Genomic DNA, 16,313 nt, shown 5'->3' with positions numbered 1-16,313 from the left:
GGCAGAATTTTTGCCCGTATCGTAATGAAACAGCGAGACTTTTATTGCATTTATTTAGATGCAATAAAGGTCTTTTTTTATTACATAGGAAATTCTTTTGAATTTCCTATGTAATAAATACCGATAACCGTTCAATAAAAAATAACAATATAGAAAGAAGGAGAAGTGTTTATGAAAGAGTTCTATCAACAGACGAAAACAGAAGTCCGAAAACAGCTCAATGGTTCTCTAAAACCGTTGACAGATGAACAAGTTAAAGCACATCAGGAGCAATATGGGAAAAATGAACTGGTGGAAGGAAAAAAGAAAAGCACATTTCAGATCTTTCTGGAACAATACAAAGATTTTCTTGTAGTTATCCTGATAGTTGCTGCGGTGATTTCCGGCTTTTTAGGTGATATTGAAAGTGCATTGGTTATTTTGATTGTTATTACAGTGAATGCGATTTTAGGGACCGTTCAAACTCTTAAGGCAGAACAGTCTCTTGCAGGGTTAAAAAAATTATCATCTCCAAGTGCAAAAGTTTTGCGTAACGGTCAGATTGTAAAAATTCCATCCAGAGATGTTACAGTTGGAGATGAAATCGTCCTTGAGGCAGGAGATCAGATACCGGCTGATGGACGTATTCTTACTAGTGCAAGTCTGAAAGTAGATGAAAGCGCATTGACTGGAGAAAGTGTTGCTGTTGATAAAGAAGATTTGGTTTTAGATGAAACAGTAGCATTAGGAGATCAGAAGAATATGCTGTTTTCTGGAAGCTTTGTAACATATGGGAGAGGTTCTTTCCTGGTGACAGCAACCGGAATGGAAACAGAAGTCGGGAAGATTGCGGCTTTATTAAAAAATACATCAGAAAAAAGAACTCCGTTGCAGGTGAATCTGGATCAGTTCGGACAAAAATTATCAATTATTATCATGGCTTTCTGTGCTCTTTTATTTGGAATCAATGTATGGCAGGGGAAACCAATAGGTGATGCATTTATGTTTGCAGTAGCTTTGGCTGTTGCCGCAATTCCTGAGGCATTAAGTTCTATAGTTACTATTGTTTTGTCATTTGGAACAAGAAAAATGGCAAAAGAAGGAGCAATTATAAGAAAGCTGCAGGCGGTTGAAGGTCTTGGAAGTGTATCTGTTATATGTTCTGATAAAACAGGAACGTTAACACAGAATAAAATGACTGTGGAACACTATTATGTAGAGAAAAAGTGTTATTCTGCGGATGTTCTGACAAAAGAAAATCCATTAATACAACAGTTGCTGAATGCAAGTATTTTATGTTCTGATGCAACAGTTATAGATGAAAAGGAAATCGGAGATCCTACAGAGACAGCTTTGATCAGTCTTGGAAATAGACTTGGAACAAATGCAGAGAAAATCAGGGGGAAATACCCGAGAATTTCAGAAGTTCCTTTTGATAGTGATCGAAAATTAATGTCAACTCTTCATAATCTGAATCAGGGACGAATTATGATTACGAAAGGTGCAGTGGATGTACTTTTAGATCGTCTTACGCAGATACAGATTAAAGGAAATGTCTGTCCGATTACAGAAGAAGATAAAAAAGAAATTCAGAGACAAAATCAGGAATTTTCAAAAAAAGGATTAAGGGTATTGGCTTTTGCTTATAAGAAAATGGATAGCATAGAAGAAATTACTGATGAAGATGAAACTGATTATATATTCCTAGGTCTCATCTCCATGATGGATCCTCCAAGAAAAGAATCCAAAATGGCAGTGGCTGAATGTATCAGGGCAGGAATGAAACCTGTCATGATTACAGGTGATCATAAGGTAACTGCCGCAGCCATTGCTAAACGAATTGGTATTCTGAAAGATGAAAAAGAAGCCTGTGAGGGAATGGAAATCGATGCTTTATCAGATGAAGAGTTGCAGGATTTTGTAGAAGGAATCTCTGTATACGCAAGAGTATCTCCGGAACATAAGATCCGTATTGTCCGTGCGTGGCAGGAAAAAGGGAATATTGTTGCAATGACGGGGGATGGAGTTAATGATGCTCCAGCATTGAAGCAGGCTGATATCGGTGTGGCAATGGGGATTACCGGAACTGAGGTATCAAAAGATGCATCTTCTATGATTTTGACAGATGATAATTTTGCCACCATCATTAAGGCTGTGGAAAATGGAAGGAATGTATATGAAAATATAAAACATTCAATCCAGTTTCTGCTATCTGGAAATTTTGGAGGGATTCTTGTGGTGTTGTATGCATCTGTTCTGGCTTTGCCGGTTCCATTTTCAGCAGTACATCTGCTGTTTATCAATTTGCTGACGGATAGTCTTCCTGCAATTGCTCTTGGACTGGAACCTCATACCGATAAGGTAATGGAACAAAAACCGCGACCGATGAATGAATCTATTCTTACAAAAGATTTTCTATTAAGAATCGGTATGGAAGGCTTTGTAATATCTGTTATGACAATGATTGCATATATGATTGGGTTAAGAATAGGGAATCCATTGCTTGCACGGACAATGGCGTTTGCCACATTGTGTATGTCACGCCTTGTACATGGTTATAACAGCAAATCAGATTCACCGGTTATTTTTACAAAAAGATTTTTAAATAATAAATATCTTGCAGGAGCATTTTTAGTCGGGACAATATTGATTACAACAGTTGTTATGGTGCCAGGATTGCATGCTATGTTTAAAGTACAGACATTGGGAATCTGGCAATTATTGATGGTATATGGTCTTGCATTTTTAAATCTTCCGATTATCCAGTGTTTAAAGGCCATCATATGCAGACTGAAAAAAGCATAGGAATAATAAATCCCCCATAAACCAGATCAGATATCTAATTTATGGGGGAAATTATTTAAGTATTACTTTGATTTTAATTATCGTTTGTTTTTTCATGATATAAAAAAGGTTTTATAGCTTCATCTAGTTTATCAATCTCTTTTTCACCATATATAGTTAACTTTAATGGGCCGTTTAATTCCAAACTGAAAATTCCCATAATAGATTTGGCATTAACAATATATCTTCCTGAGGCTAGGGTAATTTCAGAATCAAATCGAGCAATCATATCGGCAAAATCTTTAACGCTGTTAATCGAATCTAATAAAATTGTATAGTTCTTTTTCATGGGTAATCCTTCCTTTTCTTCATATTTTGTATTCATCCTACAATTTTCTTAAAAGAAAGTCAAATTCCTTTTGCCAATGAATCATTTATGGTAAAATATTATAATCGGAGGGACACAAAATGACAGAAAAGCAAAAGATGTTATTGGGAATTATGTATCATGCAGACGATGAGGCATTGATTGCGGAGAGAACTGCTGCAAAAAAACTAACTTACCAGTACAATCAGCTTCAGATTGATAACAAGGAACAACGAAAAAAAATCATAAAGCAATTAATTGGAAAAACAGGAAAGAATTTTCATTTAGAATCTCCGTTGTACTTTGATTATGGATACAGAACCCAAATTGGAGAAAATTTTTTCTCTAATTTTAATCTGACAATTCTGGATGGAGGAGGGGTTACCATTGGAAGCAATGTATACATTGCTCCTAACGTGAATATTTATACAGCACAACATCCAACAGATATAAAACGAAGGAATATGGGCTTGGAATGGGCCTTGCCTGTTACCATAGGAGATAATGTATGGATTGGTGGAAATGTGACTATTCTTCCGGGAGTAACTATAGGAGATAATGTCACTATAGGTGCAGGAAGTGTTGTAACAAAAGATATTCCGTCAGGGGTTGTTGCAGCAGGAAATCCATGTAAAGAGATACGGAAAATATAACAGAATATTCTATTTTTTTTGGATAAATAAAGCAGTGAAAAACTGCTTTATATTTTAAATAATTGTTAACCACTATTTAAAATAAGGTTGACAATATAACGAATCCTGTGTATACTTCAGAAAGCAGGGAGGAAATTACTATGAATAAACAAATAGTGGAAGAAATAACAGCAGGAAAAAGACTTGGACGTAAAGATGATTTATCTTTTTTGCTGGAGGGAGATTTAGAATGGTTATGTCAATGCGCAGATGAAGTAAGAAAATATTTTAAAGGTAATCAGGCTAATTTATGTACGATCATTAATGGGAAAAGTGGAAGATGTGGAGAGGATTGTAAATTTTGTGCACAGTCTCATTGCCATGATACGGGAGTTGAAAGTTATGGATTTCTTCAACCTGAAGTTATTAGAGAAGACTGTAAAAAGCAGGAAGAGAAGGGTGTTCATCGATATTCAATAGTTACAGCCGGACGAAGCCTTACAGGAAATGAGTTTGAAAAAGCTTTGGAAGCTTACCGTATGATTGCAGAAACCTGCGGAATTCATTTGTGTGCATCTCATGGCTTATTAACCCAAGAACAGTTTTATGAACTTTACAATAGTGGCGTAAAATATTATCATTGTAACCTGGAAACATCAAAAAGATTTTTTCCTTATATCTGTACAACACATACATGGGAAGAAAAGGTGGAGAATATAAAAAGAGCAAAAAAGGCAGGATTAAAAATTTGTTCTGGTGGAATCTTCGGAATGGGAGAAACCTGGCAGGATCGAATTGATATGGCGATTTCCCTGCAGGAGCTTGGTGTTGATTCTATACCTTTAAATATGCTGATTCCGATTAAGGGTACTATGTTAGAAAATAGAGAATCTTTATGTGAAGATGAAATATTAAGAATTATCGCTATTTTTCGTCTGATTAATCCGGAAGCTGATATACGGCTTGCAGCAGGAAGGCTGCTGATGGAACATTCCGGTAAAAGGGCATTTTTATCAGGAGCCAATGCAGCTCTAACTGGTGATATGCTCACAACCAGCGGAAATAATACAAAACAGGATATTGATATGCTGCTAGAGGCAGGATATACTATATAATCTGGCAAAAAATGAAAGGAAAAATATTATGGAAAAACATCAATTACAAACAAAGGATATTACAATCATTGGCTTAATGGCAGCATTGACATGCATCTTAGGACCCTTGTCAATAACGCTTCCATTTACACCGGTTCCTATTTCTTTTACGAACCTGGCTATTTATTTTATCGCAATGGTCATTGGATGGAAAAGAGGTACCATCAGTTATCTTGTATATCTGCTTCTAGGTGCAGTTGGACTTCCTGTTTTTTCAGCTTTCAGTGGTGGACTGGCAAAATTGGCAGGACCAACAGGTGGATATTTGATAGGTTTTATATTTATGGCAATTATTAGTGGATGGTTTGTTGAAAAATTTAATGGAAATCCAGTGGCATCAGTTATAGGAATGATTATTGGAACAGCTGTTACATATGCATTTGGCACTTTGTGGTTATGTTATCAGATGCATCTCACATTTATTCAGGGGCTTTATGAAGGAGTGATTCCTTATCTTCCAGGAGATTTTATTAAGATGATCATTGCTGTAATTTTGGGAAGTGCAGTTAAAAAAACTGTTGGCAAAATGGAAATGGCATCATAGAAAACCCAAAATGTCGGTTGACATTTCATTGGAAAAAGCATAAACTAATCATAGTCAAATGCTGAGAGCAGAATTAGTACCATTATTGGAACTGTCAGAGAGAAACTGTCACCGGCTGAAAGCAGTTTTGAGGAAAGATTTTGGGAATGCATCTGGGAGCAGACGAAACGAACAGTTAAAGTAGTTTCGTACGTTGCCGGCGTTAACGGATTTTTGAGAGGAAGCTTTTCACTGGTAGTGATAGAGCTTCTATAAAGAGTGGAACCGCGGATTACTTCGTCTCTTTTATGAGACGGAGTTTTTTTATTACATAGGAAATTCCCTTGAATTTCCTATGTAATAAAAAAAGCTCTGCGAAAACAGACTTGTCCGTGTTGTTCTTTTACCAGGAAAGACCTTGTTACGCTAAAGAGTAAAAGTCTTTCCATGAATATTATTAAGCAGAATTTGGGAGGTAATGTAATATGATGGGTTTTCGAAAGTTTGCGAAAAGCCAGTACGATACGATTAAAATGAGGGATCCGGCATTAAAGGAAGAAAAGGAAGTATTTCTGTATCCTTATGTAAAAGCACTTTATTGGTACCGCATTGCACATAAATTATATGAAAAAGGACATTTTTATACTGCACGAAAGATTTCACAGAAAATGGCACGAAAAACTGGGATTGAGATACATCCGGGTGCACAGATTGGAGAAGGATTTTTCATCGATCATGGTCATGGAGTTGTAATAGGAGAAACTACCATTATCGGGAATAATGTTACATTGTATCAGGGAGTTACTCTTGGAGGTACAGGTCATGAGACAGGAAAACGTCATCCGACGATTGAAGATAATGTAATGGTTAGTTCCGGAGCAAAGGTTTTAGGTTCTATTACAATTGGAGAAAACTCAAAGATTGGTGCGGGAAGTGTTGTTGTATCTGATGTACCGCCTAATTCAACGGTTGTCGGTGTACCTGGTAAGGTTATTAAGAGAGATGGCGAAAGAGTCAATCGTATACAAAGTTTTGATCTGGATCAGATGGATCTTCCAAATCCAATTGATCTGGATCTGGAAAAACTTGCGAAGGAAAATGCTGAATTACGTCAGGCATTGCAGACTTTTATTGCACATTGCGAAAAGTTTGAACATATAAGAAAGGAAAAATAACAGATGAAAATTTATAATACCCTAACAAGACAAAAAGAAGAATTTGTTCCAGTAAAACCAGGAAAGGTTGGTATGTATGTATGTGGGCCAACAGTATATAATTTTATCCATATTGGAAATGCCAGACCGATGATTATTTTTGATACTGTTCGACGTTATTTTGAGTACAAAGGATATGATGTGAATTATGTATCAAATTTTACAGATGTAGACGATAAGATCATTAAAAAAGCAAATGAAGAAGGCGTTAGTGCAATGGAGATTGCAGAACGTTATATTAAAGAATGCAAACAGGATATGGAAGGTCTGAATATTAAACCCGCAACACATCAGCCAAGAGCAACAGAAGAAATTGATGGCATGATTGCGATGATTCAGAAACTGATTGAAAAAGGTCATGCCTATGAGGTTGATGGAACTGTTTATTTTAAAACACGATCTTTTAAAGATTATGGAAAACTTTCAAAAAAGAATATTGATGATCTGGAAGCAGGGCATCGTGAGATTAAAGTAACTGGAGAGGAAGGAAAAAAAGATCCTCTTGATTTTGTGTTATGGAAGCCTAAAAAAGAAGGAGAAATTGCATGGAACTCTCCATGGGGAGAAGGTCGTCCGGGATGGCATATAGAATGCTCAGAAATGTCCAAAAAATATATTGGAGATACCATTGATATTCATGCAGGAGGAGAAGATTTGATTTTCCCTCATCACGAAAATGAAATTGCACAAAGTGAGGCATGTAATGGAGAATGTTTTTCAAAATATTGGATGCATAATGGATTTTTAAATATTGATAATAAAAAAATGTCCAAATCTGCAGGAAATTTCTTTACTGTAAGAGAAATCAGTGAGAAATATCCTTTACAGGTTATTCGATTTTTTATGTTAAGCGCACATTACCGTACTCCATTAAATTTCAGTGATACTCTGGTTGAAAGTGCGAAAACAGGTTTGGAAAGAATATTAAACGCAGTAGATATCTGTCGTGATGCGGCAGCGAAAAAAGACACTGATGATATTTCACCAGAAGCTTTGGAGCATCTGGATATTATAAAAGAACTTGTAAAGAAATTTGAAGATGCCATGGAAGATGATTTTAATACAGCAGATGCAGTGGCAGCAATTTTTGAAATTGTAAGAGAGTCCAATTCAACTGTGAAAAAATATGGATCAGCATATGCAGCTTCTGTTCTTAATACGTTTGAAACCTTATGCGGAGTATTGGGAATTGAAACAAAAAAAGAAGAGGAAATACTGGATGAGGAAATTGAAAAGCTGATCGAAGAACGTCAGCAGGCACGTAAAGAAAAGAATTTTGCACGTGCAGATGAAATACGTGATCAGCTCCTTGAACAGGGAATCGTATTAAAAGATACAAGAGAAGGTGTAAAATGGAGCAGAGCTTAGTTAAGAAGATACAAGGAAAACTGGACCTTTCAAATCTGGATCCTAAAAGTTATTCTCCACTTGGATTGGCATATATCGGTGATGCGATTTATGAAATTATTATTCGTACTATTGTGCTTGCAGATGGAAATATGAGTGTAAATAAGTATCATAAAAAATCCAGTAGTATGGCAAAAGCTTCAGCGCAGGCAGCATTATATAAAAAAATTGAAAAAAATCTTACAGAAGAAGAAGTGGCAGTTTACAAGCGAGGAAGAAATGCAAAGTCAGGTACTATTGCAAAGAATGCATCAATGATGGATTATCGTAAAGCCACAGGATTTGAAGCATTAATGGGGTACTTGTATTTAAATGGACAGATGGATCGTTTGATAGAACTGGTAGGAAAAGGTTTTGATTTGGGAGAGAAACATGAATCATAAAGAATATTTAATTGCAGGGCGTAATGCAGTGATTGAAGCATTACGAGCAAAAAAAACAATTGATAAGATATTTATTTTGGATGGTTGTCAGGATGGACCTATTCGAACTATTGTAAGAGAAGCAAAAAAAACAGATGCTATATTAAAGTTTGTGGATAAGGATCGTTTAAATCAATTGACAAATGAACATCATCAGGGCGTTGTTGCCATGGTAGCGGCATATGAGTATGCATCAATTGACGACTTGTTTGAAAAAGCAGAGGAAAAGGGAGAATCTCCTTTTTTCATTCTTCTTGATGGAATTGAAGATCCTCATAATCTTGGCGCAATTATCCGTACAGCTAATCTGGCAGGTGCCCACGGAGTTATTATTCCAAAACATCGTGCTGTTGGATTGACGCCAACAGTTGCAAAAACATCTGCTGGTGCAATCAATTATACACCAGTTGTAAAAGTAACAAATATCGCCAGGACAATGGAAGAGTTGAAAGAGCGTGGCATGTGGTTTGTGTGTGCCGATATGGATGGAGATACTATGTATGATCAAAATCTGACTGGATCTATAGGCTTGGTTATTGGAAATGAGGGATCAGGGGTGAGTCGTCTTGTTAAAGAAAAATGTGATTTTATCACATCAATCCCGATGAAAGGAGACATTGACTCCTTAAATGCATCAGTAGCAGCAGGAGTTCTTGCTTTTGAAATTGTCAGACAGCGGATGGGAAAATAAAAAATGAAAAAATATGATCAGTGTTTGGATCAGGAACTTTTAATTAAAATCAGAAGTGGTGATGATGAAGCCATGGAATACCTGATGGAAAAGTACCGGGGCCTGGTAAGAACTGAGGCAAGAAAGTTTTTTCTGACCGGTGGGGACGAAGAAGATTTGATTCAGGAAGGAATGATCGGATTGTTTAAGGCTGTCCGAAGTTATCAGGAAGAGAGAGATGCAGCATTTTCAACATTTGCAACGATTTGTGTACGCAGACAGATTTATTCTACTGTGACTGCATCAAATCGAAAAAAACATGGCCCGTTGAACAATTATATTTCTATTTTTGGCAGTTTTACAGAAGAAAATGGAAAGCTCAATGAAGTTTTGGAGGATTCGTTGGAAAATCCGGAAGAACTTTTGTTGAGAAAAGAGAAAATCCGGAATTATTATGATATAATAAATGAAAAGTTAAGTGATTATGAAAAACAGGTCATGGAGCATTATCTTAATGGTGATGATTATACCCAAATTGCCAAAAAACTGGGGCGGACGGATAAATCCATTGATAATGCCATTCAGAGGATTCGAAGAAAGTTAAATCAGGATTCTTAGGATGGAAAGGTAAGGGATGAGTATGGAAAATATTTATGTGATATCAGATCTTCATGGACAAGGGGCAGCATTTTTTCAGATGCTTGACAAAATAAATTTTTCCAGTCAGGATAAGATGTATATTATTGGAGACGTGATTGATCGTGGACCTGATGGTATCAAACTTCTTCAATTTATAAAAAATCAGGATAATATGGAACTGATGCTGGGAAACCATGAAGATATGATGTTAAAATCCTTTGCCAGGGAAACAAGTAAATTATGGATTGATACATGGATGTTTAATGGAGGAGGAACGACTCTTCGGGAATTTAAGAAGATGTCATTGGGAGAACAGGCGGAATGTCTTGCATATATTAAAAGTCTTCCTTTGTTTAAAATCCTGAATATAGGAGGAGTAGAGTATTTTCTTGTTCATGCAGGATTGGAGATGAAAAATGAATCATTGGAAGAGACCTGTATGAATCTGGATATAGATGATGCACTGTGGATTCGTGAGCCTTTCTTCAATTCAGATATTATACCTCCATTTTATATTATTTTTGGACACACACCTACGGGAGCATTGATCAGATATTGTCATACGTTGCCAGAGATTCAGCAGGAAAACGGTAAACAGTTTCATCTGGTATTCTGGAATAATAGAATAGGTATTGACTGTGGAGCTGCTTATGGAAAGAATCTTGGATGTCTGCGTTTAAATGATATGGAACAATTTTATGTAAAAATATATAAAGAGTAAAAAACTTTTGGAAACCCGTTGACATAAAGAAAAAAATATGATAAATTAGTCAACGGTTATGCTGCTGTGGCACAGGAGGTAGCGCACCTCATTGGTAGTGAGGAGGTCACGGGTTCAACTCCCGTCAGCAGCTTGAATGTATAGATGGCTGAAACATCGAATTTATGCGGTGTTTTGGTCATTTTTTATTACATAGGAAATTTCCTTGAATATTCTATGTAATAAAAAAGCTTGCGCAATTATTTGATTTTAAAAGGAAATAAATATATACTGTATTTGGGTTAAAGGAATAAGGATAGGGAATGAGGAAAAGGAGTAAAATATGATAAGAGTAAAGCTTAGAAAAATTCTCGTCTTTGTACTAGGATTGATTTTCCTTGTAAACCAGCCTGTTATGGCAGCAGAAAGCAGTGGGCAGATAGGAAGTACAACTACAGAGCAGGAACAAAGTATTCAGGTTCCAGATATGGATCCTTATGTAGAATCAATTGATGGAATAGAACATAAAAATAAAAAGAAAAAAGAAGAAACACAGAGAAATATTCAGGCACCAGAGAATACTGTTACGAAATCTTCGGTAATGACAGGTAAAATCAAGATAAAACTGTTAAACGATATTCGACAACTGGAAGCAGAAAAAAATAATCTTATACATGCAAAAGAAGTACATGATGCAATAAGCCGGCTATATCAAAAACTGGAATCAATTTCCAGAAAGGAAGCTTTTCCGCTGGAAATTCTTTTAACGGGTGTGGAAAAGAAAAATACAACATCTATTGATTATAATGTGAATAGAGAATTGTTTAAAGTTGCCATACTGAAAGATGATTACTTAAACTCCGTATTAAAGAAGTATACATTTGGGTTTCAGAGCGGACTTTCCGGTATTAACGCTATGAAAGAGGATCAGGTTATTCATTTGAAACCGTATCTGGATCGACAGTTTTTTGAAACAGGTCGAGGATTGAAGCAAAGAGAACAGACAATTCAGCAACTGAATCAAAAGATTGAAAAGAAAAAAAGGGATATTCGAAATCTGAAAGAGGGAGAAGACAGAGTATTTTGTCCGACCAATCTCCTGGAACCAAGCAATTTGTCTGTTGAAGAAATAGAATGGATGTTAAAGGGAACAGCTTTGGAACAGCTGGCTCCGGCATTTTATAAATGTGAAGATGTGTATGGTGTAAATGCAGTAGCGATTATGGGGATTGCTATTCATGAAAGTGCATGGGGTACCAGCAGGAGAGCGAGAGAAGATAATAACCTGACAGGATATGGAGTAACGTCAGATAGTGCAAAGGGAATAAATGCGCAAACTAAGGAACAGAATCTATTGATGACAGCTAAATTATTAAAAGAGAAATACCTGATTCCTGGAAGTGTCTATTACCATGAAAATCCAAGTCTTGTGGGAGTAAATTACCATTATTGTGTTGGCGATGAATGGGCAGCAGCAGTGACAAATTATGGATATAAACTAATGGATAAATTAGAGTAAAATCAAGGAAATAAATGGAAAATGAAAAAAATAATGAAAAAAGCAGTAATTATTTATCTGTGTATTATGATGATTGTTATATTTCCGCAGGAAGCCGTTGGAGCGACACCAGATTATTTTGAAAATCCCAATAATATTTACAAAAAATTTGAGAAGCAGATATATAACCAACAGTATCAGGTGAAATATGCTTTTTTAAAAGAAAGTGCTCCTGTGTATAGTGACTTATATGGTTCAGAAAAAATAGGGAGAGCTCCTAAATATTCCGGAGTTATGGTGGTTAGTGGAACAGATGCCTATGTCCAGGTAATCTTTGAGAAGAAAAAGGGCTATGGAATCGGGTGGATGAAACGTAAAAAATATAAGGAAATCTCAAGTTTATATAATGGTGCTGAAAAGCAGCTGTTGGCAGATGGAGCCTATATTTTTTATAATGTCAATTCAGATAATGATCTGGAGACTGTCTTGAAATTTCAGGGAAATCAACAGTATGTTATAAATTTTTCTGATGATAAGAATGATTTTTCTTTAAAACAATGGAAGTTAGTAAGAGAATATGATCATTTTTATATACAGGACGTAAAAACAGGAAAATATTTGTCAGAAAACCAGGAGAACCAAATTAAACTGGTAGGCTTGAAGCAAAATATAAGCAATAGGTTCGGAAAGACAGATGATCAAGGACCGGTAACATGTCAATGGAAAGTAAAAAGAAATGGGAAGAATGTAAAACCATACCGCAATTTTTTACAATATGATCCTGCCTGGGCAAGAAAAGATTATGGTAATGTGAGTGATTACAGTGGGAAAATGGCTGCAGCAGGTTGTGGAGTTGTTGCCATTACCAATGCAGTTTATGCCCTCAATGGACAATTTATTGATCCAATGCTTTTAGCAGATTATGCAGTGGAAAAAGAATATCGGATTATAGGATCAGGAACAGATGATGGAATATTCCAGGCAGCTGCCAGACAGTATGGTGATGCTTACGGATTCTATTATGTGGGAACAACGCATAGTACATTACGTATGAAAGATTATCTGAAAAGGGGTTGTGTAGCTGTTTCCCATGTACCGGGACATTATGTTACCATAGCAGATTTTAACCCCAAAAATAAGAAATATCTGGTTCTGGATTCTCATCCGATCCAGAAACGTCCAACGAATCCTTTTGGAAACTGGTTTTTAAAACATCGCCTGGAATCAGGTGGACTTGCATCATCAGGATACTATATTTATAGTCCGGTTAAAAATATGGACGATTATAAGAAAATTACAAATATAAATTTTTTTAAAAATATCTCCCTTTTTATACTTCCTATATGGTAAAAGGTACACCATGCCTTTTCCTTGACACTCCTCCTATTATGGTGATATAATTTAGCACATAAAAGCGTTGAAGTATCAACGTAGCACAGGGTATAGGAGGAAAAAAGTATGACCTTAAAAAAAGTGATAGCAGCGGGTATGACAGCAGTAATGGCAATGTCAGTATTGACAGGATGTTCAAAGAAAGATGACAGCAAAGATCAGAAGAAGATTGGAGTTGTTCAGTTAGTTGAACATGATGCTTTAGATGCTGCATACAAAGGGTTTAAGGAAGGATTGGAAGAAGCAGGATATAAAGATGGAGATAAGATCAAAATCGAATATAAGAATGCACAGAATGAGCAGTCAAATTGTCAGACAATTGCAGAACAGTTTGCAAATGACAAATGTGATCTTGTACTTGCAATTGCTACACCAGCAGCACAGGCAATGGCAAATGAAACAAAAGATATTCCTATTCTTGTAACAGCTGTTACAGATCCTAAGGATGCAAAACTGGTTAAATCCAACGAGAAACCAGGAACCAATGTTTCAGGAACATCTGATTTAACACCTGTAAAAGAACAGATGGGATTATTAAAAGAATTAGTGCCAGGTGCAAAAAAAGTTGCCATGTTATACTGTTCAGCTGAAGCAAATTCAAAATTCCAGGTAGAAATCGCAAAGAAAGAAGCCAAAAAACTTGATCTTCAATCTGTAGATGCAACAGTATCTGAATCCAGTGAAATTCGTCAGGTAGTAGAGTCTCTGAAAGGTAAAGTAGATGCAATCTACTCTCCAACAGATAACATGATCGCAGCTGGTATTAATACTGTATCTATGGTAGCAAATGAAGCTAAGATTCCTTTCATTGTCGGAGAAGAAGGAATGTGTGTAGGAGGCGGACTGGCAACTTATGGAGTAAATTACTACGAATTAGGTAAGCAGACTGCAGCTCAGGCTGTAAAAATCTTAGAAGGTAAGGCAGAACCAAAAGATATGCCGATTGAATATCAGGAAAATGCTGATCTTATCATCAATAAAGATACTGTAAAAAAATTAGGAATCAAAATTCCGGAAAAATTACAGAAAAAAGCAAAGATGGTTACAACACAGAAAAACACGGATAAAGAGTAATTTGATTCTGCTCTAAATGAATTACAAGGTGCCTTCTTAGAAAAAAGAAGGCACTTTTGTGTGTTGTCTGACATTATTTGGATACAACGAAATGGAGTATGAATATCGGTTTTACTGCTTATTAATATACGATTAATTGAGGTAAAAGAATATGAACTTAATTACAAATCTTTACAGTGCTCTTGCCCAGGGGACACTGTGGGGAATTATGGCTCTGGGTGTGTATATTACTTTTAGAATTATGGATATTGCAGATTTGTCCTGTGAAGGAAGCTTTGCATTGGGAGGATGTATTACAGCAATTTGTATTATAAAGGGAATCAATCCATTTTTAACATTACTGATTGCTATGGCAGGAGGAATGGTTGCAGGTCTGGCAACAGGAATATTACATACCAGACTTATGATTCCGGCAATTCTGGCAGGTATCTTAACAATGATTGCTTTATGGTCTGTTAATATTCGTGTTATGGGAGGGCCAAATGTATCTCTTCTTGGTGAAGATACTGTTTTTACAATTATTATGGATACTTTTGGTATTGATCAGACGTTGGCAACACTGATTGTGGGTATTGGAATTGGTATCATTGTGATTGCCATGTTATACTGGTTTTTCGGTACAGAAATAGGTTCAGCACTTCGAGCTACAGGAAATAATGAATATATGGTTCGTGCTTTAGGCGGAAATACAGATACTACAAAAGCTATTGCACTTATTATTTCCAATGGAATGATTGCTGTTTCTGGAGCATTAGTTGCACAAAATCAGGGATATGGCGATATCAAAATGGGAACAGGTGCAATCGTTATTGGTCTGGCTTCCATTGTAATCGGAGAAGTTATTTTTGGAAAACGTTTTAATTTCGCATATATTTTAGGGTCTATTATCGGAGGTTCCATTGTATATCGAATGATTATTTCTCTGGTACTTCATTTAGGATTAAGTACAGATGATATGAAACTGTTTACGGCGATTATCGTTGCACTTTCACTTGGAATTCCTGCAATAAAAGCGAAATATTCACAGCGAAGAATACCAGCATAGAAGAAAGGATTATGTATATGTTAGAAATAAGAAATGTCCATAAGACCTTTAATAAAGGAACAATAAATGAAAAAAAGGCACTAAATGGTGTAGAACTGCATCTGGATCCAGGAGACTTTGTAACGATCATTGGTGGAAACGGTGCAGGAAAATCAACAATGTTAAATATGATTTCAGGAGTATATCCTATTGATCAGGGAACCATTATCTTAGATGGAAAAGATATTTCTGATCTTCCTGAATATAAAAGAGCATATATGCTGGGAAGAGTATTTCAGGATCCTATGATGGGAACAGCAGCGGGAATGGAAATTCAGGAAAATATGGCTATGGCATATCGTCGTGGTAAAAAAAGAGGTTTAAGCTGGGGAATTACCAAGAAAGAAAAGAAAATATTTAAAGAGAAACTGATGATGCTTGATCTGGGGCTGGAAGATCGTATGACATCTAAAGTTGGTTTGTTATCAGGAGGACAGAGACAGGCATTGACACTCCTTATGGCAACATTACGGAAACCTAGCCTGTTGCTTTTGGACGAGCATACAGCAGCATTAGATCCTAAAACTGCAAAAAAAGTTTTGGATATCACCCAGAAGATTGTTGAAAAAGATAATTTGACAACTTTGATGGTAACCCATAACATGAAAGATGCCATTCATATTGGAAATCGTTTGATCATGATGAGTGATGGTAAAGTTATTTATGATGTTAAAGGTGAAGAAAAGAAAAATCTAAAAGTAGCTGATCTTTTGAAGAAATTTGAAGAAGTCAGTGGCGAGGCATTTGCAAATGATAGAATGTTATTATCATAAA

The 16,313-nt window shown here is 36.1% G+C and carries 16 protein-coding genes, 1 tRNA gene and 1 other annotated feature; of the genes, 16 read left to right on the top strand and 1 reads right to left on the bottom strand.

Going from position 1 to position 16,313, the window contains the following annotated elements; genetic code table 11:
• Nucleotides 1-171 precede the first annotated feature (171 nt).
• Nucleotides 172-2,784, top strand: a complete 2,613-nt coding sequence (locus BHF70_RS03440; RefSeq protein WP_075758964.1) for a cation-translocating P-type ATPase — start codon at nucleotides 172-174, stop codon at nucleotides 2,782-2,784.
• A 73-nt stretch (nucleotides 2,785-2,857) separates the two neighbouring features.
• Here BHF70_RS03440 and BHF70_RS03435 read toward each other — a convergent pair whose 3' ends face one another.
• On the bottom strand, nucleotides 2,858-3,112 hold the full coding sequence (locus BHF70_RS03435) for an HPr family phosphocarrier protein (protein WP_075760510.1): 255 nt from the start codon (nucleotides 3,110-3,112) through the stop codon (nucleotides 2,858-2,860).
• Between the two features lie 119 nt (nucleotides 3,113-3,231).
• Between BHF70_RS03435 and BHF70_RS03430 the strand changes: the two genes are divergently transcribed.
• From BHF70_RS03430 to BHF70_RS03360, 15 genes are all read left to right on the top strand, one after another.
• Nucleotides 3,232-3,783 carry a sugar O-acetyltransferase gene (locus tag BHF70_RS03430; protein WP_075758963.1) on the top strand — a complete coding sequence of 184 codons (552 nt, stop codon included), beginning with the start codon at nucleotides 3,232-3,234 and terminating at the stop codon, nucleotides 3,781-3,783.
• Nucleotides 3,784-3,923: 140 nt separating this feature from the next.
• Nucleotides 3,924-4,877 (top strand): biotin synthase BioB, encoded by a 954-nt coding sequence (bioB, locus tag BHF70_RS03425; protein ID WP_075758962.1) that lies wholly within the window; start codon nucleotides 3,924-3,926, stop codon nucleotides 4,875-4,877.
• Between the two features lie 28 nt (nucleotides 4,878-4,905).
• Nucleotides 4,906-5,460, top strand: a complete 555-nt coding sequence (locus BHF70_RS03420) for a biotin transporter BioY (RefSeq protein WP_075758961.1) — start codon at nucleotides 4,906-4,908, stop codon at nucleotides 5,458-5,460.
• A 54-nt stretch (nucleotides 5,461-5,514) separates the two neighbouring features.
• Nucleotides 5,515-5,747, top strand: a binding site (T-box leader).
• 180 nt (nucleotides 5,748-5,927) lie between these two features.
• Nucleotides 5,928-6,614, top strand: coding sequence for a serine O-acetyltransferase EpsC (epsC, locus tag BHF70_RS03415; RefSeq protein ID WP_075760509.1), 687 nt, complete (start codon nucleotides 5,928-5,930; stop codon nucleotides 6,612-6,614).
• Nucleotides 6,615-6,617: 3 nt separating this feature from the next.
• Nucleotides 6,618-8,021, top strand: coding sequence for a cysteine--tRNA ligase (gene cysS / locus BHF70_RS03410; protein WP_075758960.1), 1,404 nt, complete (start codon nucleotides 6,618-6,620; stop codon nucleotides 8,019-8,021).
• On the top strand, nucleotides 8,006-8,443 hold the full coding sequence (locus BHF70_RS03405) for a Mini-ribonuclease 3 (RefSeq protein WP_075758959.1): 438 nt from the start codon (nucleotides 8,006-8,008) through the stop codon (nucleotides 8,441-8,443). Before cysS ends, BHF70_RS03405 begins: the two co-directional genes overlap by 16 nt.
• Nucleotides 8,433-9,173, top strand: coding sequence for a 23S rRNA (guanosine(2251)-2'-O)-methyltransferase RlmB (gene rlmB / locus BHF70_RS03400; RefSeq protein WP_075758958.1), 741 nt, complete (start codon nucleotides 8,433-8,435; stop codon nucleotides 9,171-9,173). The genes BHF70_RS03405 and rlmB overlap by 11 nt, the downstream gene beginning before the upstream one ends.
• Nucleotides 9,174-9,176: 3 nt before the next feature.
• The gene (locus BHF70_RS03395) at nucleotides 9,177-9,770 is read left to right on the top strand and encodes a sigma-70 family RNA polymerase sigma factor (RefSeq protein WP_075758957.1); all 594 of its coding nucleotides are present in this window, start codon (nucleotides 9,177-9,179) and stop codon (nucleotides 9,768-9,770) included.
• 16 nt (nucleotides 9,771-9,786) lie between these two features.
• Complete coding sequence (locus tag BHF70_RS03390; protein ID WP_230973567.1) at nucleotides 9,787-10,512, top strand: metallophosphoesterase family protein; 726 nt, start codon at nucleotides 9,787-9,789, stop codon at nucleotides 10,510-10,512.
• A 60-nt stretch (nucleotides 10,513-10,572) separates the two neighbouring features.
• Nucleotides 10,573-10,645, top strand: a tRNA-Thr gene (locus tag BHF70_RS03385).
• 189 nt (nucleotides 10,646-10,834) lie between these two features.
• Nucleotides 10,835-12,010 carry a glucosaminidase domain-containing protein gene (locus tag BHF70_RS03380; protein WP_075758956.1) on the top strand — a complete coding sequence of 392 codons (1,176 nt, stop codon included), beginning with the start codon at nucleotides 10,835-10,837 and terminating at the stop codon, nucleotides 12,008-12,010.
• A 21-nt stretch (nucleotides 12,011-12,031) separates the two neighbouring features.
• Nucleotides 12,032-13,339: a hypothetical protein gene (locus tag BHF70_RS03375; protein ID WP_075758955.1), complete on the top strand. Its 1,308-nt coding sequence runs from the start codon at nucleotides 12,032-12,034 to the stop codon at nucleotides 13,337-13,339.
• Nucleotides 13,340-13,447: 108 nt separating this feature from the next.
• Entirely contained in the window at nucleotides 13,448-14,455 is a 1,008-nt protein-coding gene (locus tag BHF70_RS03370) for an ABC transporter substrate-binding protein (RefSeq protein ID WP_075758954.1), read from the top strand.
• A gap of 151 nt (nucleotides 14,456-14,606) precedes the next feature.
• Nucleotides 14,607-15,500 (top strand): ABC transporter permease, encoded by an 894-nt coding sequence (locus BHF70_RS03365; RefSeq protein WP_075758953.1) that lies wholly within the window; start codon nucleotides 14,607-14,609, stop codon nucleotides 15,498-15,500.
• 17 nt (nucleotides 15,501-15,517) lie between these two features.
• The gene (locus BHF70_RS03360; RefSeq protein WP_075760507.1) at nucleotides 15,518-16,312 is read left to right on the top strand and encodes an ABC transporter ATP-binding protein; all 795 of its coding nucleotides are present in this window, start codon (nucleotides 15,518-15,520) and stop codon (nucleotides 16,310-16,312) included.
• Nucleotide 16,313 lies beyond the last annotated feature (1 nt).

Origin of the sequence: Anaerostipes sp. 494a (assembly GCF_001940315.1) — a bacterium.
Lineage (GTDB): Bacteria > Bacillota > Clostridia > Lachnospirales > Lachnospiraceae > Anaerostipes > Anaerostipes faecalis.
Note: the sequence above shows the minus strand (reverse complement) of the source record. Positions and strands in the feature narration are given on the sequence as shown.

Coding starts and splice junctions, on each gene's coding strand:
- bioB (WP_075758962.1), top strand. CDS start 3,924: ATGAATAAACAAATAGTGGAAGAAATAACAGCAGGAAAAAGACTTGGA.
- BHF70_RS03375 (WP_075758955.1), top strand. CDS start 12,032: ATGAAAAAAATAATGAAAAAAGCAGTAATTATTTATCTGTGTATTATG.
- rlmB (WP_075758958.1), top strand. CDS start 8,433: ATGAATCATAAAGAATATTTAATTGCAGGGCGTAATGCAGTGATTGAA.
- BHF70_RS03435 (WP_075760510.1), bottom strand. CDS start 3,112: ATGAAAAAGAACTATACAATTTTATTAGATTCGATTAACAGCGTTAAA.
- epsC (WP_075760509.1), top strand. CDS start 5,928: ATGGGTTTTCGAAAGTTTGCGAAAAGCCAGTACGATACGATTAAAATG.
- BHF70_RS03370 (WP_075758954.1), top strand. CDS start 13,448: ATGACCTTAAAAAAAGTGATAGCAGCGGGTATGACAGCAGTAATGGCA.
- BHF70_RS03360 (WP_075760507.1), top strand. CDS start 15,518: ATGTTAGAAATAAGAAATGTCCATAAGACCTTTAATAAAGGAACAATA.
- cysS (WP_075758960.1), top strand. CDS start 6,618: ATGAAAATTTATAATACCCTAACAAGACAAAAAGAAGAATTTGTTCCA.
- BHF70_RS03420 (WP_075758961.1), top strand. CDS start 4,906: ATGGAAAAACATCAATTACAAACAAAGGATATTACAATCATTGGCTTA.
- BHF70_RS03365 (WP_075758953.1), top strand. CDS start 14,607: ATGAACTTAATTACAAATCTTTACAGTGCTCTTGCCCAGGGGACACTG.
- BHF70_RS03395 (WP_075758957.1), top strand. CDS start 9,177: ATGAAAAAATATGATCAGTGTTTGGATCAGGAACTTTTAATTAAAATC.
- BHF70_RS03390 (WP_230973567.1), top strand. CDS start 9,787: ATGAGTATGGAAAATATTTATGTGATATCAGATCTTCATGGACAAGGG.
- BHF70_RS03440 (WP_075758964.1), top strand. CDS start 172: ATGAAAGAGTTCTATCAACAGACGAAAACAGAAGTCCGAAAACAGCTC.
- BHF70_RS03405 (WP_075758959.1), top strand. CDS start 8,006: ATGGAGCAGAGCTTAGTTAAGAAGATACAAGGAAAACTGGACCTTTCA.
- BHF70_RS03430 (WP_075758963.1), top strand. CDS start 3,232: ATGACAGAAAAGCAAAAGATGTTATTGGGAATTATGTATCATGCAGAC.
- BHF70_RS03380 (WP_075758956.1), top strand. CDS start 10,835: ATGATAAGAGTAAAGCTTAGAAAAATTCTCGTCTTTGTACTAGGATTG.